The 15811-nt window shown below is 73.4% G+C and carries 14 protein-coding genes; 7 read left to right on the top strand and 7 right to left on the bottom strand.

Annotation, left to right across the window (positions count from 1 at the left end; translation table 11 throughout):
• Positions 1-65: 65 nt before the first annotated feature.
• Positions 66-917 (bottom strand): glutamate ABC transporter substrate-binding protein, encoded by an 852-nt coding sequence (locus tag ACXNSR_RS28390; RefSeq protein ID WP_458638202.1) that lies wholly within the window; start codon positions 915-917, stop codon positions 66-68.
• 118 nt (positions 918-1035) lie between these two features.
• Positions 1036-1821: an amino acid ABC transporter ATP-binding protein gene (locus ACXNSR_RS28395; protein ID WP_327737762.1), complete on the bottom strand. Its 786-nt coding sequence runs from the start codon at positions 1819-1821 to the stop codon at positions 1036-1038.
• A 299-nt stretch (positions 1822-2120) separates the two neighbouring features.
• Here ACXNSR_RS28395 and ACXNSR_RS28400 point away from each other — a divergent pair, with 299 nt between their 5' ends.
• Together ACXNSR_RS28400 and ACXNSR_RS28405 are read left to right on the top strand one after the other, a co-directional pair.
• Positions 2121-2837 (top strand): response regulator transcription factor, encoded by a 717-nt coding sequence (locus ACXNSR_RS28400; protein ID WP_458638203.1) that lies wholly within the window; start codon positions 2121-2123, stop codon positions 2835-2837.
• A gap of 12 nt (positions 2838-2849) precedes the next feature.
• Positions 2850-4262 carry a sensor histidine kinase gene (locus ACXNSR_RS28405; RefSeq protein WP_458638204.1) on the top strand — a complete coding sequence of 471 codons (1413 nt, stop codon included), beginning with the start codon at positions 2850-2852 and terminating at the stop codon, positions 4260-4262.
• Between the two features lie 23 nt (positions 4263-4285).
• Here ACXNSR_RS28405 and ACXNSR_RS28410 read toward each other — a convergent pair whose 3' ends face one another.
• Together ACXNSR_RS28410 and ACXNSR_RS28415 are read right to left on the bottom strand one after the other, a co-directional pair.
• Positions 4286-6460 carry an endo-beta-N-acetylglucosaminidase gene (locus ACXNSR_RS28410; RefSeq protein WP_458638205.1) on the bottom strand — a complete coding sequence of 725 codons (2175 nt, stop codon included), beginning with the start codon at positions 6458-6460 and terminating at the stop codon, positions 4286-4288.
• A 77-nt stretch (positions 6461-6537) separates the two neighbouring features.
• A complete protein-coding gene (locus tag ACXNSR_RS28415; RefSeq protein ID WP_458638206.1) occupies positions 6538-7791 on the bottom strand; it encodes a glycoside hydrolase 5 family protein in 1254 nt (417 codons plus the stop codon).
• A 386-nt stretch (positions 7792-8177) separates the two neighbouring features.
• Between ACXNSR_RS28415 and ACXNSR_RS28420 the strand changes: the two genes are divergently transcribed.
• Entirely contained in the window at positions 8178-9266 is a 1089-nt protein-coding gene (locus ACXNSR_RS28420; RefSeq protein WP_458638207.1) for a LacI family DNA-binding transcriptional regulator, read from the top strand.
• A gap of 33 nt (positions 9267-9299) precedes the next feature.
• On the top strand, positions 9300-10349 hold the full coding sequence (locus ACXNSR_RS28425) for an ROK family protein (RefSeq protein ID WP_458643418.1): 1050 nt from the start codon (positions 9300-9302) through the stop codon (positions 10347-10349).
• 28 nt (positions 10350-10377) lie between these two features.
• Here ACXNSR_RS28425 and ACXNSR_RS28430 read toward each other — a convergent pair whose 3' ends face one another.
• Positions 10378-11373 (bottom strand): TAXI family TRAP transporter solute-binding subunit, encoded by a 996-nt coding sequence (locus ACXNSR_RS28430; RefSeq protein WP_458638208.1) that lies wholly within the window; start codon positions 11371-11373, stop codon positions 10378-10380.
• 32 nt (positions 11374-11405) lie between these two features.
• Positions 11406-12473: a LysR family transcriptional regulator gene (locus ACXNSR_RS28435; protein WP_458638209.1), complete on the bottom strand. Its 1068-nt coding sequence runs from the start codon at positions 12471-12473 to the stop codon at positions 11406-11408.
• Between the two features lie 71 nt (positions 12474-12544).
• Here ACXNSR_RS28435 and ACXNSR_RS28440 point away from each other — a divergent pair, with 71 nt between their 5' ends.
• Genes ACXNSR_RS28440 through ACXNSR_RS28450 form a run of 3 tightly spaced genes read left to right on the top strand, consistent with a single transcriptional unit; the run spans position 12545 to position 15491 of the window.
• Positions 12545-13210 carry a maleylpyruvate isomerase family mycothiol-dependent enzyme gene (locus tag ACXNSR_RS28440; RefSeq protein WP_458638210.1) on the top strand — a complete coding sequence of 222 codons (666 nt, stop codon included), beginning with the start codon at positions 12545-12547 and terminating at the stop codon, positions 13208-13210.
• Positions 13207-14730, top strand: coding sequence for a tRNA (N6-isopentenyl adenosine(37)-C2)-methylthiotransferase MiaB (gene miaB, locus ACXNSR_RS28445; protein WP_458638211.1), 1524 nt, complete (start codon positions 13207-13209; stop codon positions 14728-14730). Before ACXNSR_RS28440 ends, miaB begins: the two co-directional genes overlap by 4 nt.
• A gap of 38 nt (positions 14731-14768) precedes the next feature.
• Positions 14769-15491 (top strand): class III extradiol ring-cleavage dioxygenase family protein, encoded by a 723-nt coding sequence (locus tag ACXNSR_RS28450; RefSeq protein ID WP_458638212.1) that lies wholly within the window; start codon positions 14769-14771, stop codon positions 15489-15491.
• 67 nt (positions 15492-15558) lie between these two features.
• Here ACXNSR_RS28450 and ACXNSR_RS28455 read toward each other — a convergent pair whose 3' ends face one another.
• Positions 15559-15804 (bottom strand): antitoxin, encoded by a 246-nt coding sequence (locus ACXNSR_RS28455; protein WP_327737775.1) that lies wholly within the window; start codon positions 15802-15804, stop codon positions 15559-15561.
• Positions 15805-15811 lie beyond the last annotated feature (7 nt).

A 15811-nucleotide genomic window follows, 5' to 3' on the forward strand; every position in this document is an offset into this window, starting at 1 on the left:
CAGGATGGCCGGTGAGGCGCGCCGCCGCCCGCGGCAGGCGGGCGGCGACGCTCCTCACCGATGAATCAGCTGCCTTCGGTGATCTGCGGGGCAGGCTCGCTCTTGAAGTTGGCCGGGCCGAGGTTCGCGTCCACGGCCTTCTGCCAGCTGCCGTCCTCGACCATCTTCTTGAGCGCGGCGTTGATCTTGGTCTGGAGCTCCTTGTCGCCCTTCTTCAGACCGATGCCGTAGTTCTCGTTGCTCAGGCTCAGCCCGGCCAGCTTGAACTTGCCCTTGTTCTTCTCCTGCGCCGCGTAGCCGGCCAGGATCGAGTTGTCCGTGGTGAGGGCGTCGACCTTCTTGTTCTCCAGGCCGGTCAGGCACTCGGAGTAGCCGCCCAGCTCCAGCAGGTCGGCCTCGGGGGCCAGCTTGGTCTTGACGTTCTGCGCCGAGGTGGAGCCGGTGACCGAGCAGAGCTTCTTCTTGTTCAGGTCCTCGGCCTTGGTGATGCTCGTGTCGTCGGCGCGGACCAGCAGGTCCTGGTGCGCGAGGAAGTACGGGCCGGCGAAGTCGACCTTCTCCTTGCGCTTGTCGTTGATCGAGTAGGTCGCGACGACGAACTTCACGTCACCGTTCGCGATCAGGTTCTCGCGCTCGGCGCTGACGGCCTGCTTGAACTCGATCTGGTCGGGCTGGTAGCCGAGCTCCTTGGCGACGTAGGTCGCGACGTCGACGTCGAAGCCGGTGAACTTGCCGTCCGGGGTCTTCAGGCCCAGGCCGGGCTGGTCGTACTTGATGCCGACGACGAGCTTGTCCTTGGCGCCACCGGACGCCCCGCCGTCACTGGCGGCGTCCTGCTTGCTGCCGCCACAGGCGGTCGCGGTCAGGGACAGGGCTACGGCGACGGCCGCGGCCGCAGCGGCCTTGGAGATCTTCATGGTGAACTTCCCTCGGATGAGACGTGGTTGAACGACGAGCGACGTTTACGGCGCACGCGCGGAAGGCAGGGACCGGTCCAGTGGCTATCCGCATACGGATGACTACCAGACGGAAACCTCAGTGGTGCAGGATCTTCGACAGGAAGTCCTTGGCGCGGTCACTGCGCGGGTTGCTGAAGAACTGCTCGGGGGTGGCCTCTTCGACGATCTTGCCGTCGGCCATGAAGACGACCCGGTTGGCCGCCGAGCGGGCGAAGCCCATCTCGTGCGTGACGACCACCATGGTCATCCCCTCACGGGCGAGCTGCTGCATGACCTCCAGCACCTCGTTGATCATCTCCGGGTCCAGGGCCGAGGTCGGCTCGTCGAAGAGCATCACCTTCGGCTCCATGGCCAGCGCCCGGGCGATCGCCACGCGCTGCTGCTGGCCACCGGAGAGCTGCGCCGGGTACTTGTCGGCCTGCGTGCCGACGCCCACCCGCTCCAGCAGGGACAGCGCCTTCGCCTTGGCCGCCGCCTGGTCGGTCTTGCGGACCTTGAGCTGGCCCAGCATGACGTTCTGCAGCACCGTCTTGTGCGCGAAGAGGTTGAACGACTGGAAGACCATGCCGACGTCGGCACGCAGCCGGGCCAGTTCCCTGCCCTCGGAGGGCAGCTCCTTGCCGTCGAGCGTGATGGTGCCCGAGTCGATGGTCTCCAGGCGGTTGATGGTCCGGCACAGCGTGGACTTGCCCGATCCCGAAGGACCGATCACCACGACTACCTCACCGCGGGCAATGCTCAGATCGATGTCCTGAAGCACGTGCAGCGCGCCGAAGTGCTTGTTGACGTTGCTCAGTACGACCAGGTCGTCTGCGGCACCGGCCGCGTCCTGCACGTCCTTGGTCACTGATACTCCGCTCATCGGCTTCTTGCTCCGTCCTCCTCGGTTGGGAGGACAGTAGTGACGTGACGCGCACAACGTCATTACATCTGAGGGAGAATTGAGGATAACGATCCGGCCTCTCCCGGATACGCTCCGTGCGCGGCACCCGTGTGGTCGATCATGTCCGCGTACCGGGTGCATAACGGAAGCCGCGCCGCGGCGGGACCCCCTTGACGTGGGACTCCGCATGGGCGTGGATGCATGGTGGCCCTACGTGCGGCCCCGCGTGTGACCATGCGTGGTGAAGCCAGAGTGAGAGAAGAGGAGAGGGGGACGGCATGAGACTGCTGCTCGTCGAGGACGACGATCACGTCGCGGCAGCCCTGTCCGCGATCCTCGCCCGCCACGGCTTCCAGGTCACCCACGCCCGCAACGGCGAGGAGGCCCTGCAGGCACTCCTGCCGGCCGGCGCCCCGAACTGCCCCCAGCCCTTCGGCGTGATCCTCCTCGACCTCGGTCTGCCCGACCAGGACGGCTACGAGGTCTGCGGCAAGATCCGCAAGCGCACCTCCACCCCCGTGATCATGGTGACCGCGCGGGCCGACGTACGCTCCCGCATCCACGGCCTGAACATGGGCGCCGACGACTACGTCGTCAAGCCCTACGACACCGGCGAGCTCCTCGCCCGCATCCACGCCGTCGCCCGGCGCACCGGCGCCGCCGAGGAGACCACCGCCCCCGGCACCGGCACCCCCGCCACGGTCCGCCTCGGCCCCGTCAGCATCGAGCTGCCCAACCGCCGGGTCAGCGTGGACGGTGCCGACGTACCCCTCACCCGCAAGGAGTTCGACCTGCTGGCCCTGCTCGCGCAGCGGCCCGGCGTCGTCTTCCGCCGCGAGCAGATCATCAGCGAGGTGTGGCGCACCAGCTGGGAGGGGACCGGGCGCACCCTGGAGGTCCACGTCGCCTCGCTGCGCTCCAAGCTGCGCATGCCCGCCCTGATCGAGACCGTCCGAGGGGTGGGCTACCGGCTCGTCGCCCCGGCCGCTCCCTAGGGGCCCTCTGCCGTGCGTGCCCGTCTGCTCCCGCTGCTCGTCATCCTGATGGCGGGCACGCTGCTCGCCCTCGGCTTCCCGCTCGCCGTGAGCCTGGCCGCCGGGCAGCAGCAGCGGGTGGTGGTCGACCGGATCGACGACAGCGCCCGCTTCGCCGCCCTCGCGCAGTTCTTCATCGACGCCGAGGGCTCCGGGTCCAACGGCGCCGCCGAGCGCCGCGAGACCCTCGGGCTCGAACTCGCCCGCTACCAGACCCTGTACGGAATCCGCGCCGGCATCTTCTACCGCGACGACAACGCCCTCGTCCGGTCGCCGAGCTGGTGGGAGCTCCCGGACTCCCGCGAGGGACGACGGGCCCTGGAGGAGGCGCTGGCCGGCCGGCGCAGCCACGATCCGCCGCAGGTGTGGCCCTGGCAGACCGACGGCAAGCTGCTCGTCATCTCCCCGGTCGTGCTCGACGGCGACGTGGTCGCGGTCGTCGCCACCGAATCGCCGACCGATCAGATGCGCGCCCGCATCCTGAAGGGCTGGCTGCTGATCGCGGGCGGACTCGCCGCCGCCATGCTGGTCGCCTTCGGCGCCGCCCTCAAGCTCACCAGCTGGGTGCTCAAGCCCGTCCAGACCCTGGACGCGGCCGCCCACGGCATCGCCACCGGACGGATGAACTCGCGCGTCGCGGCTGCCGGCGGGCCCCCGGAACTCCAGCGCCTGGCCCACTCGTTCAACGAGATGGCCGACAACGTCGAAGAGGTCCTGGAACAGCAGCGGGCGTTCGTCGCAGACGCCTCCCACCAGCTGCGCAACCCGCTCGCGGCGCTGCTCCTGCGGATCGAGCTGCTCGCCCTCGAACTGCCCGAGGGCAACGCGGAGATCGCCTCCGTGCGCGCCGAGGGCAAGCGCCTGACCCAGGTCCTGGACGACCTGCTGGACCTGGCGCTGGCCGAGCACGCCTCCGCCGAGATCAGCCTCACCGACATCGGGGCCCTGGCTGCCGAGCGGGTCGCCGCGTGGCGCCCCTACGCCGAGGAGAAGGGCGTCCACCTCAAGGGCACGGGCCGGACCGCCATCACCGGCTGGGCCGACCCCATCGCCCTGTCCAGCGCCCTCGACGCGGTCATCGACAACGCCCTCAAGTTCACCCCCACGGGTGAGGAGGTCGAGGTCTCCGTCTCCACCGAGGGGCGCTCCGTCCGCGTGGTCGTCGCCGACCGCGGCCCCGGCCTCACCGAGGACGAGCTGCTGCGCGTCGGCGACCGGTTCTGGCGCAGCGGCCGCCACCAGAACGTCAAGGGCTCCGGGCTCGGCCTGTCGATCTCCCGTGCCCTGCTCGCCGCAGGCGGCGGGTCCCTCTCCTACGCGAAGAACCCGCCGCACGGGCTGCGGGTGACGGTGGCCGTCCCGCGCACCGACCCCCAGGGCACCTGAGCCCCGGCTGTTGGGCGGGCCGGCTACCAGACGAGGGTGGTGCGGGCCGGCTCCGACACCGCGTACAGCTCGTCGACGGCCCGGACCTCGAAGACCGCCGCCCGCTCCCGCCCGGCGCGCGGGACGGCGGGCAGGTACAGGGCGGTGCCGCAGGTGCCCCCGAGGAAGCGCCGGGTGCCGCCGGGCAGGACCCGCCACACCTCGTAGTGGCGCGGCCGCCCGCCGCGGCCCGCCGCCGCCCGCCAGGACAGGCGTACCCGGGCCATGCCGTCCTGCCGGGACGAGGCGTCCACGACCGGTGCGGTGGGCGGGGCCGGGCGCCGGGTGCGGGCCCCGTCGCGCACCGACACGGCGCCGATCCGCCACGCCACCGGCTTCTTCCCGGGCGCGGTGATCCGTACCGCCAGGCCGTACGCGGTGCTGCCCGCCAGTGACGCCAGCCCGGCCCGCGTCGTGCGCCAGCCCTGCCCGCTGTCCCGGGTCGTGGCCGGCAGCCAGGTGTACGGGACCGGCTCGCCGGGGCCGGACGGCTCGCGGACGGCCACGCCGACCTCCACCGTGATCTCCGCCGTACTCTCTGCCGTGACCTCCGTCGCGGCCGGCTCCGGCCCGGTGGCGTGCACCAGCTCCAGGACCGACCCGCGGGTCAGCGGCAGCCGGGTGGAGTGCAGCCCGATGGTCACGGGGGCGGTCGGCGCGCCCTCGACCAGCAGGCTGGAGCCGCCCCGCCAGGCGCTCGCGAAGTCCAGGGTGACCGAGGGGCGCGCCCCGGCGGTGTCCACCGCCCAGCGGCGGCCCGGCAGCCGGTCCTGCAGCCCCAGGTGGTTCCAGGGCGTGTCGGAGACGACCTCGCCGTCCTCGTACCAGCGCAGCCCGTGCCCGGTGTTGAAGGAGCAGGCGAAGGGGAGCCCGGTGACGGTGGACCGGTCGGCGACGGCCGTCGCGGGTGCCCGCCAGCGGGCCCCGGGCGCGGGCCGGGCCGGGTCCAGGGACTCGCCGGTCCAGAACCTGTCGTCGGCGCGGTGGAAGGCCCCGGGGGAACGGTCGGTGAGATGGTTACGGGTCCACTCGGGCCGGTAGAAGCCGTAGCTGACGACGTGGTCCCGCCCGCGCGGGACGATCGCGTCCCAGTCGACGACCGAGTCCCAGCCGCGCGACTCGGTGTCCACGGCGGCCCACAGGTCGTGGCGGGAGCGGCCGAGGCGGTCGGCGAGCGCGCCCGAGGCGGCCAGGGTGTCCGGGGTCCAGCGGAAGTCCACGAACATCGTGTCCGAGACCGTCCCGGCCCGGTCCTCGAAGAACTCCTGGTTGAGCGGGTTGAGGGCGCCCTGCCAGCCCACCCGGCCGGTGCTGTTCATGGCGTCGTACCAGGTGATGCGCAGCCCGTGCGGCTCGCCGGCCGCCCGCAGGGCACGCAGGAACTCCCGCATCCGGGTGGCGAGCGCGCTGTCCCCGCCGTCGGTCTCGGCGTTCACGAACCAGCCGTCGAAGCCGTAGGTCCGCGCCACCCGGACGAGTTGGTCCGCGATCGGGAAGCGGCCGAGGGAGTCCCGCTGCACCAGGTCGCGGGTCCACCGCAGGTCGCCGCCGTAGGCGACGGGCGGCAGGAACACGTTGCCCAGCACCCTGACCCCGTTGCGGTGGGCGGCGTCGACCACGGGCGCGTTCGGCGCGAGCACGATGCCCTCGCCCGCGGAGCCGCCCCAGAAGACCAGCTCGTCGATGTACGCCCAGTGCGTGAGCGCGTAGTGGTCGGCGGTCGGGGAGCCCTGGGACGGGTTCCCGGCCGTGGGCCCGAAGGAGACCAGGGCGGCGATACGGGCCTGGCCGGCGCGCGCGTCCCGGTTCGCCGGGACGGGTGTGAACCGCTGCGCCAGGGGCACGGTCGAGGTGTTGTGGGCCAGATCGGGGTCGCTCCCGGGGGTCCACCGGCTGAGCGAGCGCCACACGATCCCGGGGCCCGGGGTTCCCGGAGGGAGGGAGTCCGGGAACCAGTACGAGGCGTACGGGGCCAGGTCGGCCGGGGCCGCAGCCGACGCCCCCACGGGTAAGGGGCCGGGCGCGGCGGTGGCCCGGGCGCGGCCCGCCAGACCCAGCAGCGCGGCGGCCCCGGCCCCGGTGACCAGCACCCTGCGCCGGGTCGGCCGTGGCGCGGCGGGCGGCGTACGCGGATGGGCGGCGTCGTCGGTCTCGGGCATGCGGGGCTCCTCACGAAGGGATCGGGGGACCGGGAGACCGGCCGGCCGGGTCATCGGCCGGTCGGGTCATCGGCCGGTCAGGTCACGTCGTGCACGCGCAGCACCTCGGTGATGCCGCGCGCGGCCAGATGTGCGGGGTCCGCGGCGCGCTCCGCGAGGACCACCGCCGGGCGCACCCCCTGGGCCGTCAGCGAGACCCAGGCTTCGAAGAACGCGCCGCCGGGGGCGCACACCGAGCGCCCCGGAGCGTGTGCCGCCGCACCGACGTCGACGGCGAGCGCGGTGGACCGCGGGGCCGGGCGGTGCGCGCGGCCCCGCCACCGCGCGGCGATCCGGGCGACGGCGGCGCCGGCCGGCTTGGTCCGGCGGTCGTTGCTGAGCAGCCCGAGGCCGTACTCCAGCTCCGGGAAGTCCGCGAGCTCCCGGGACACGTCGTGCGAGCACCACCAGGTCACGCCCCACAGGTCCGCGCAGTCCAGGGCGTTGGCGACGGTGGCCTCGGCGAACCGCGCCGCGTGCTCGGGCGGGATCAGCGGCGCCGGGGCGCCGACCTCCTGGAGCCACACCGGGCGGTGCGGGTCCAGGGCCCAGGCCTTGGAGAGCTCGATCAGGTAGGCGGCATGGTGCTCGGTCGCCGTCCCGCTGCGGCCGTGGCGCTGCGCGGTGCCGTTGAACACCCAGGAGTGCACGGCGGTGGCGCCGCCCAACCGGGCCGCCTGGGCCGCGGTGAAGGGGTGCCCGTCCTGGTACCAGGCCGCGTCGTACTCGGCGTGCAGATGCAGCCGCCCCGGCGCTCCCGCCTCGCAGGCGGCGAGCATCCGCTCCAGCCAGCGGGCGGCCTGGTCCGGGGTGATCCGGTCGGGGTCGGGGTGCGGGGCGCCGGAGAACTGGTTGATCTCGTTGCCGACCGTCATGCCCAGGAAGTTCGGCCGGTCGGCGAGGGCCGCGGCCAGCGTGCGCAGGTACTCCTCCTGCCCGGCGACCACGTCCGGGTCGGTGAAGATGCTGCGCCGGTGCCAGGTCCGGGTCCAGGCGGGCAGGAAGTCGAAGCTCGACAAGTGCCCCTGCAGGCCGTCCACGTTGACGTCGAGCCCGCGCTCGGCGGCGGCGTCGGCGAGTGCGACGAGCTGCTCCACGGCACGCGGCCGGATCAGCGTCCGGTTCGGCTGGAAGACCGGCCACAGCGGGAAGACACGGATGTGGTCCAGCCCGAGCGCGGCGATCGAGTCGAGGTCGGCCCGCACCTCGCCGAGGTCGAAGTCCAGCCAGTGGTGGAACCAGCCGCTGGCCGGCGTGTAGTTGGCGCCGAAGCGGAGCGCGTCATCGGGCACGGGGCGTCCTGGAGTTCTGGAGGAATTCACCGGATGCGCCACAACCTGCCGGTGCGGATGAGGAAAGTCAACAGGGCCCCCGACCGTGTACTTATGCGCTTCAGCCCAGTTGACACAAGGGTTCTGCGCGAAGACCCTGAGGGAACTAATGCGCTTTAGTTCTGTCCGGCTGCGAGGAACTGCGCGGAAATGGACAGCGGTATTTCGGTCACGCCGGCCATCGCTGCTGCCCGCCCGCCCGGACATGCCGCCGTGGCAGGCACCCCTCCCTGAAGCCGCTGCTTCGTCATGGAAGCGGCCTGTCGGGGCAGGATCGCGTACGGTCCGGCCATTGCCGTCCGTATTCCGCCACGTGTGACGCACCCGAAGGACGAATGAGGCAGGCCATGGCCCGCAGACCCACGATCAAGGACATCGCCCGGCAGGCCGGTGTGTCGGAGAGCGCCGTCTCCTTCGCGCTCAACGACCGGCCGGGCGTCTCGCAGGACACCCGGGCCCGGATCCGGCGCGTCGCCGAGGAACTCGGCTGGCAGCCCAACAGCGCTGCCCGGGCCCTGTCCGGCGAACGCTCCGGGGCCGTCGGCCTGGTCCTCGCCCGGCCCGCGCACACGCTCGGTGTCGAGTCCTTCTTCCTCCAGCTCGTCTCCGGCATCCAGGAGGTCCTCTCCGCCGCCCGGACCGCCCTGCTGTTCCAGGTCGTCGAGGACATCGACGCCGAATGCGCCGTCTACCGCCGCTGGTGGGCCGAGCGGCGGGTCGACGGCGTCCTCGTCGTCGACCCGCGTACGAGCGACCCGCGACCGGCGCTCCTGGAGGGACTCGCCCTGCCCGCGGTCACCATCGGCGAAGCCCTGGTCCCGGACGGCGGCGCGGACGGCGGCCGCGGTGACGGGGGAGGCCCTTTCCCGGCCCCCTCGGTGACCCTGTCCTCGGTCCGGGCCGACGACGCCGGCGCCATGGCCCAGGTCCTGGAGCATCTGTACGGTCTGGGCCACCGCCGGATCGTGCACGTCGCCGGACTTCCCGGCCTCGCCCACACGGTCCGCCGGATGGAGTCCCTGCGGACGGAGGCCGCGCGCCGCGGCCTCGGCCCGGACCAGGTGCGCTCCGTGGTCACCGACTACTCCGACGCCGAGGGCGCGGCGGCCACCCGACGGGTGCTCGGCGAGCCGGACCCGCCCACGGCGCTCGTCTACGACAACGACGTGATGGCCGTCGCCGGGAGCGGGGTCGCCGCCGAGCTGGGCATCCCCGTCCCGGGCCGGCTCTCGATCGTGGCCTGGGACGATTCCGCGCTCTGCCGGGTCACCCATCCACGGCTCACCGCTCTCGTACGGGACACCGCCGGCTTCGGCCGACTGGCCGCCGAGGAGCTCCTGGCCGTCCTCGCGGGCGGCCCGCCCGGGGTGCGGATCAGCGAGCGGCCGAGGCTGGAACCTCGCGAAAGCACGGCGCCGCCCCCGGCGCATACTTAATCCTGAAACCTTCCTGGAGCCGCCACCGTGACCATTCCCAGCGCCCCGTTCCCCGCACCGCGGGCCGCCGCAGCGGCCTCCGGGCCGACCGTGGCGATCGACATCGGCGGTACGAAGATCGCCGGTGCGCTGGTGCACCCGGACGGCACGATGACGGCCACCACCCGCCGCCCGACGCCGCGCGGGGCGGACGCCGACGGGGTCATGGCAGCGGTCGGCGAGGTCGTCGCCGACCTCGCCGAGTCGCCGCTGTGGGCCTCGGCGGTGCGCTGCGGGATCGGCAGCGCCGGCCCGGTGGACGCCTCCCGGGGCACGGTCAGCCCGGTCAACATCGGGGCCTGGCGGGAGTTCCCGGTCCAGGAACGCGTCGTGGCCGAGCTCGCGGCGCGCGGGGCCGACCTGCCGACCGTGCTGGCCGGTGACGGGGTGGCCATGACCGCCGCCGAGCACTGGCTGGGCGCGGCCCGGGGCCACGCGAACGCCCTGTGCATGGTGGTCTCCACGGGCGTGGGCGGCGGCCTGATCCTGAACAACCAGCTTCACCCCGGCCCCACGGGCAACGCGGGACACATCGGCCACATCAGTGTGGCCTTCGACGGTGAACCGTGCGTGTGCGGCGGCCACGGGTGCGTCGAGTCGATCGCCTCCGGTACGGCGATCGCCCGCTGGGCCCTGGACCAGGGCTGGACGCCGTCGGGCACGGCCGGGGGCGGCGCGGGCGCAAACGGTGCGGACGGCGCGGACGGCGGGTGTGATGCCACGGCGGCGGGCGTGGCCGCTGCCGCTGCCGAGGGCGATCCGGTCGCGCTGGCGGCCTTCGACCGGGCGGGCCGCGCGCTGGCCGCCGCCATCGCGGCCACGGCGACCCTCGTGGAGACGGACATCGCGGTCATCGGCGGCGGAGTGGCCGCCGCCGGGGACACCCTCTTCGCCCCGATCCGCAGCCATCTCGCGGCCTACGCCACGCTCTCGTTCGTCAGGGACATCCAGGTGGTGCCGGCGATGCTGGGAACCCATGCGGGGCTGATCGGCGCGGCCGCGGCGGCGACCATGCTGCTGCCTTCGGAGCCGTCCCCTTCGTGAACCACGGGACGCCCCGGGGTTCGAAGGCTCAGGGTTTGACGGACCGGTAGTAGCGGCGCGCGCCCTCGTGCAGGTCCAGGGGGTCGGTGTAGATCGCCGTCCGCAGGTCCACGAGCTGCGCCGCGTGCACCTGGCTCCCGACGAGGTCACGGCTGAGGATCACCGTCCGCGTGAGCTGCTCGGTGAGCTGCGGGTCGGTCCCCGCCGTGGTCACCAGCAGGTTCGGCACGGCCAGGGTCGACACCGAGCTGGTGTTGCGCGCCCGTGTGTAGGCGTCCTGGGGCATCACGGCCGTCCGGTAGTAGCGCGCCGGGTTGCCGCTCTCCTGCAGCTGGTCCAACAGGTCGCCGAGCGGCACGAGCCGGATGTCGAAGCGCTCCGACAGCTCGCGCACGGCGTTCGTCGGCAGGCCGCCGGACCAGAAGAACGCGTCGATCCGGCCGGCCTCCAGCTCGCCCGGCATGGTGTCGATGCCGATGGACACCGGTGTGACGTCCAGCACCGGGTCGATCTTGGCCGCCCTCAGCAGCCGCTCCGACACCAGCCGTACGCCGGACCCCGGCTGGCCGATCGCGACCCGCTTGCCCTTGAGGTCACGGGCCGACTGCACCGGGGAGCCGGCCGGGACCACCAGCTGCACGTAGTCGTCGTAGAGCCGTGCGACCCCGCGCAGCCGGTCCGCGCCGGGCTTCCCGTCGAGCTGGTACTTGGCGACCGCGTCCGCCGTCGCCACCGTGAAGTCCGCCTCGCCGGTGGCCAGCCGCTTCAGGTTCTCCTGCGAGCCCTCGCTGGTCTCCAGCCGCACGTCGATCCCGGGCATGTCCCGCCCGAGCGCCTGCTCCAGCAGCTGCCCGTACCGGTGGTAGACCCCGGTCCGCGCGCCCGTGCTGAAGGTCAGCTCACCCTCCAGATCCGGCTCCCCGAAGGGCTTCAGCCACCACGTCAGGACGCCGAGCACGGCGAGTACGGCCACCAGGACCCGCAGGGCATGGCGCCTGCTGATCCGGGGCGGTACGAGAGGCATGGCCGCGATCCTGCCACTCGTCCGCCGTCCTGTCACGGCGCGGGCCGTCCCGGGGCTCCGGACCGGAGCCTTCCGAGCAGCTTGCGCGCGGCCGGCCCGGACGGTCCGTCCGTGCGCCAGGCCAGTGCGACCCTTCCGGTCAGCTCCGGATCGGTGATCCGCAGCGCGCACAGTCTGCCGCTGCCGCTGCCGCTGCCGCTGCCGCTGCCGCTGCCGCTGCCGCTGCCCGTGTCCGGGCCGCTGCCGCTGCCGCTGCCCGTGTCCGGGCCGCTGCCGCTGCCGCTGCCCGTGTCCGCGCCGCTGCCCGCGCCGACGCCGACCCCCGGCCCGGCCGCCGACTCCGCCCCGGACGGCACCACCGCCACCCCCAGGCCCCGCGCGGCCAGCCGGACCAGCACGGCGGGCGCCGCCGCCTCGAAGTCCACCCGCGGCGCGAAGCCCGCCTGCGCGCACGCCCGCTCCAGCACCCCGCGCAGCCCGGTCCCGCGGGGCAGGCCGATCAGGGCCCGCCCGCGCAGGGCGGTCAGCGGGATCCTGCCGTTCACGGCCGCCGCCACCAGCGGATCGTCCGCCCGCACCGCGGCGACCAGGGGTTCGTCGAGCACCACCTGGCAGGAGACGCCCGGCGGCGGCTCCCCCGCGAGGCCGACCACCGCCAGGTCCAGCTCCCCGCGCAGCAGCGACGCCAGCATCCGCTCCGAGGTGTCCTCGGAGAGCGCGATCTCCACCCCGGGGTGCTCGTCGTGGAAGGCCCCGAGCACCTCCACCACGTCGAACCCGTCCACCGCCGCCCCCGCCGCCCCCGGGACCAGCCCGAGGGCCACCCGCCCCCGCAGCAGGCCGGAGAACTCCTCGGCCGTCCGCCGCACGCCCTCCACCGCCGCCAGCGCGGCCCGCGCGTACGAGAGCACCGCCCGGCCCGCCTCCGTCGGGGTCACCCGCCGCCCGGACCGGTCGAGCAGCCGCTGCCCGAGCTCGCGTTCCAGCTGCGCGACCTGTGCGCTCACCCCGGGTTGTGACACGTGCAGCCGCGCCCCCGCCCGTGTGAAGCCGCCCTCTTCCACCACGGCCACGAAATAGCGCAGCTGAGCCAGTTCCATAAGTCTGGATTCTAGATCTCAGAAGTACCCACTCTTGGACTTATGCCAAGTGCCGCCCCGACCCTGGAGCCATGAGCCGATCCGCCTCCTCCGCCCCCGCGCACCGCCGGACGATCGCCGCGGCCGTCGCCGCCGAACGCCGCGAGCTGGCCGACGTACTGGACGCCCTCGCCCCTGACCGGTGGGACGCCCCCTCCCTCTGCGCCGGCTGGCGCGTCCGCGAGGTCGCCGCCCACCTGTCCCTGGGCTTCCGCACCACCCTTCCCGGGTTCGCCGCCGAACTGCTGCGGGCCCGCGGCAGCCTGCACCGGATGACCGACCGCACGGCCCGCCGCGACGCCGCCGCCTTCACCCCGCGCGAGCTCGCCGAGCTGCTCCGCGAGCACGCCGGCCATCCCTGGAAACCACCCGCCGGCGGCCCCACCGGAGCCCTCGCCCACGACGTGGTCCACGGCCTCGACATCACCGTCGCCCTCGGCCACCCGCGCCGCGTCCCCGAGGACCGGCTGCGGCTCCTCCTCGACGCGGCCGGTCCCCGGTCCCTGCGCTTCTTCGGCGCGGACCTGACCGGTGTCCGGCTGTGCGCGCAGGACCTGGACTGGTCCTACGGCGAGGGAACCCCCGTGTACGGGGAAGCCCAGGACCTGCTGCTCCTCCTCTTCGGCCGCCGCCTTCCCCCGGGTCGGCTGAACGGGGGACCGGAGGGCCACCGGGTACCGCCTACCCTTGTTGCATGACCAGCAGCGACCGGAGCCAGGCAGTGGACGTGAAGCGAAGCTACGAGGTGCGCACCTACGGGTGCCAGATGAACGTGCACGACTCGGAGCGGCTCTCCGGTCTGCTGGAGGACGCCGGCTACGTCCGGGCGCCCGAAGGCGCCGACGGCGACGCCGACGTCGTGGTCTTCAACACCTGCGCGGTCCGCGAGAACGCCGACAACAAGCTGTACGGCAACCTCGGCCGACTCGCCCCGATGAAGACCAAGCGCCCCGGCATGCAGATCGCCGTCGGCGGCTGCCTCGCCCAGAAGGACCGCGACACGATCGTCAAGCGGGCTCCCTGGGTCGACGTCGTCTTCGGTACGCACAACATCGGCAAGCTGCCCGTGCTGCTGGAGCGCGCCCGCATCCAGGAGGAAGCGCAGGTCGAGATCGCCGAGTCGCTGGAGGCCTTCCCCTCCACGCTGCCGACCCGCCGCGAGTCCGCCTACGCCGCCTGGGTCTCGATCTCCGTCGGCTGCAACAACACCTGCACCTTCTGCATCGTTCCGGCCCTGCGCGGCAAGGAGGAGGACCGCCGCCCCGGCGACATCCTCGCCGAGGTGGAGGCCCTGGTCGCCGAGGGCGTCTCGGAGATCACCCTGCTCGGCCAGAACGTGAACGCGTACGGCTCGGACCTGGGCGACCGCGAGGCCTTCAGCAAGCTGCTGCGCGCCTGCGGCCAGATCGAGGGCCTGGAGCGGGTCCGCTTCACCTCCCCGCACCCGCGCGACTTCACCGACGACGTGATCGCGGCGATGGCCGAGACCCCGAACGTGATGCCGCAGCTGCACATGCCGATGCAGTCCGGATCGGACACGATCCTGCGGGCGATGCGCCGCTCGTACCGGCAGGAGCGCTTCCTCGGCATCATCGAGAAGGTCCGCGCCGCGATCCCGCACGCCGCGATCTCCACCGACATCATCGTGGGCTTCCCCGGCGAGACTGAGGAGGACTTCCAGCAGACGATGCACGCGGTGCGCGAGGCCCGGTTCGCGAACGCCTTCACCTTCCAGTACTCCAAGCGGCCCGGCACCCCCGCCGCCGACATGGACGGGCAGATCCCCAAGGAGGTCGTCCAGGAGCGGTACATGCGCCTGGTCGCCCTCCAGGAGGAGATCTCCTGGGACGAGAACAAGAAGCAGGTCGGCCGCACGCTGGAGGTCATGGTCGCGGAGGGCGAGGGCCGCAAGGACGGCGCCACGCACCGCCTCTCCGGCCGCGCGCCCGACAACCGCCTGGTCCACTTCACGAAGCCGGAGGCGGAGGTCCGCCCCGGTGACGTGGTCACCGTGGACATCACCTACGCGGCCCCGCACCACCTGCTGGCCGAGGGCCCGACGCTGACCGTGCGCCGCACGCGCGCCGGCGACGCCTGGGAGAAGCGCAACGCCGCCCCCGCCCAGCCGGCGGGCGTCATGCTCGGAATCCCGAAGCTGGGCGTCCCGGCGCCCCTGCCGGCCGTCACCTCCGGCTGCTCGGTGCCCGCCTCCTCCTGAGCGGCACGGGTCCCCCGCCGACGGCTAGGCTGCGGATCATGCTCGTAGCCGCCGCTGTCTGTCCCGCCCCGCCCCTGCTCGTGCCGGAGGTCGCCGCGGGGGCCGCCGCCGAACTCGGCGACGCCCGCACCGCCTGCTCCGACGCGCTGGCGGTGCTCGCCGCGTCCCGGCCCGACCTGCTGGTCGTGGTCGGGGCCGCCGCCGAGGGCGGCGGATACGACCAGGGCACCCCCGGAAGCTTCGCCGGGTTCGGCGTGGACCTGACCGTCACCCTGGGGCCCGACCTGGGCGAACCGCCGAGCGGCCATGCCACCGGGACCACCCTCCCGACCTCTCTCGCGGTGGCCGGCTGGCTCCTCGGCCAGGCCCGCTGGGCGGCCGCCCCGGTCGCCGGAGTGGCCGTCGCCGCGGACCTCGCCCCGAGCGGCTGCGGGCTCCTCGGCGCGGACCTGGGCGGTTCCGCCGAACGCGTGGCCATGCTGGTTCTGGGGGACGGCAGTGCCTGCCGCACCCTCAAGGCCCCCGGTTACCTCGACGAGCGCGCCGCCGCCTTCGACGCGGAGGCCGCCCGCGCGCTGGGCGCCGCCGACGTGGCCGCGCTGGCCGGGATCGACGCCGCTCTCGCGGCCGAGCTCCAGGCCGCCGGGCGGGCCCCCTGGCAGGTGCTGGCCGGCGCCGCCGGGGGCGCGCAGCTGTCCGGGCGCCTGCTGTACGAGGACGCCCCGTACGGCGTGGGGTACTTCGTCGCCGCCTGGTCGTAGCCGCCCGGAACGGCGAAGGGGCGCGGGACCGGCAGCAGCCGGTCCCGCGCCCCTTTCCCGGACCGCGTCAGGAGGCGGCCGGCGGCGTCGGCCCGCCGGGAGCGTCCTTGTGCGCGATCTTCCCCAGGGCGTCCTTCGCCTTGCCCGTTCCGCTCGTGATCTGGCCGCTGTACTTGCCCTTGGTCTTGGAGTCCATGGCCTTGGCGACCTTGTCCAGACTCTCGCCGATCCTGCCCTCGTGCTGCAGGGCGAGATCGCCGACCTTGTCCTTCGCCGGAGCGAGCTTGGCCTTGAGATTGTCCAGCAGGCCCATGGGTCAC

This window comes from Streptomyces sp. NC-S4, from assembly GCF_054353315.1.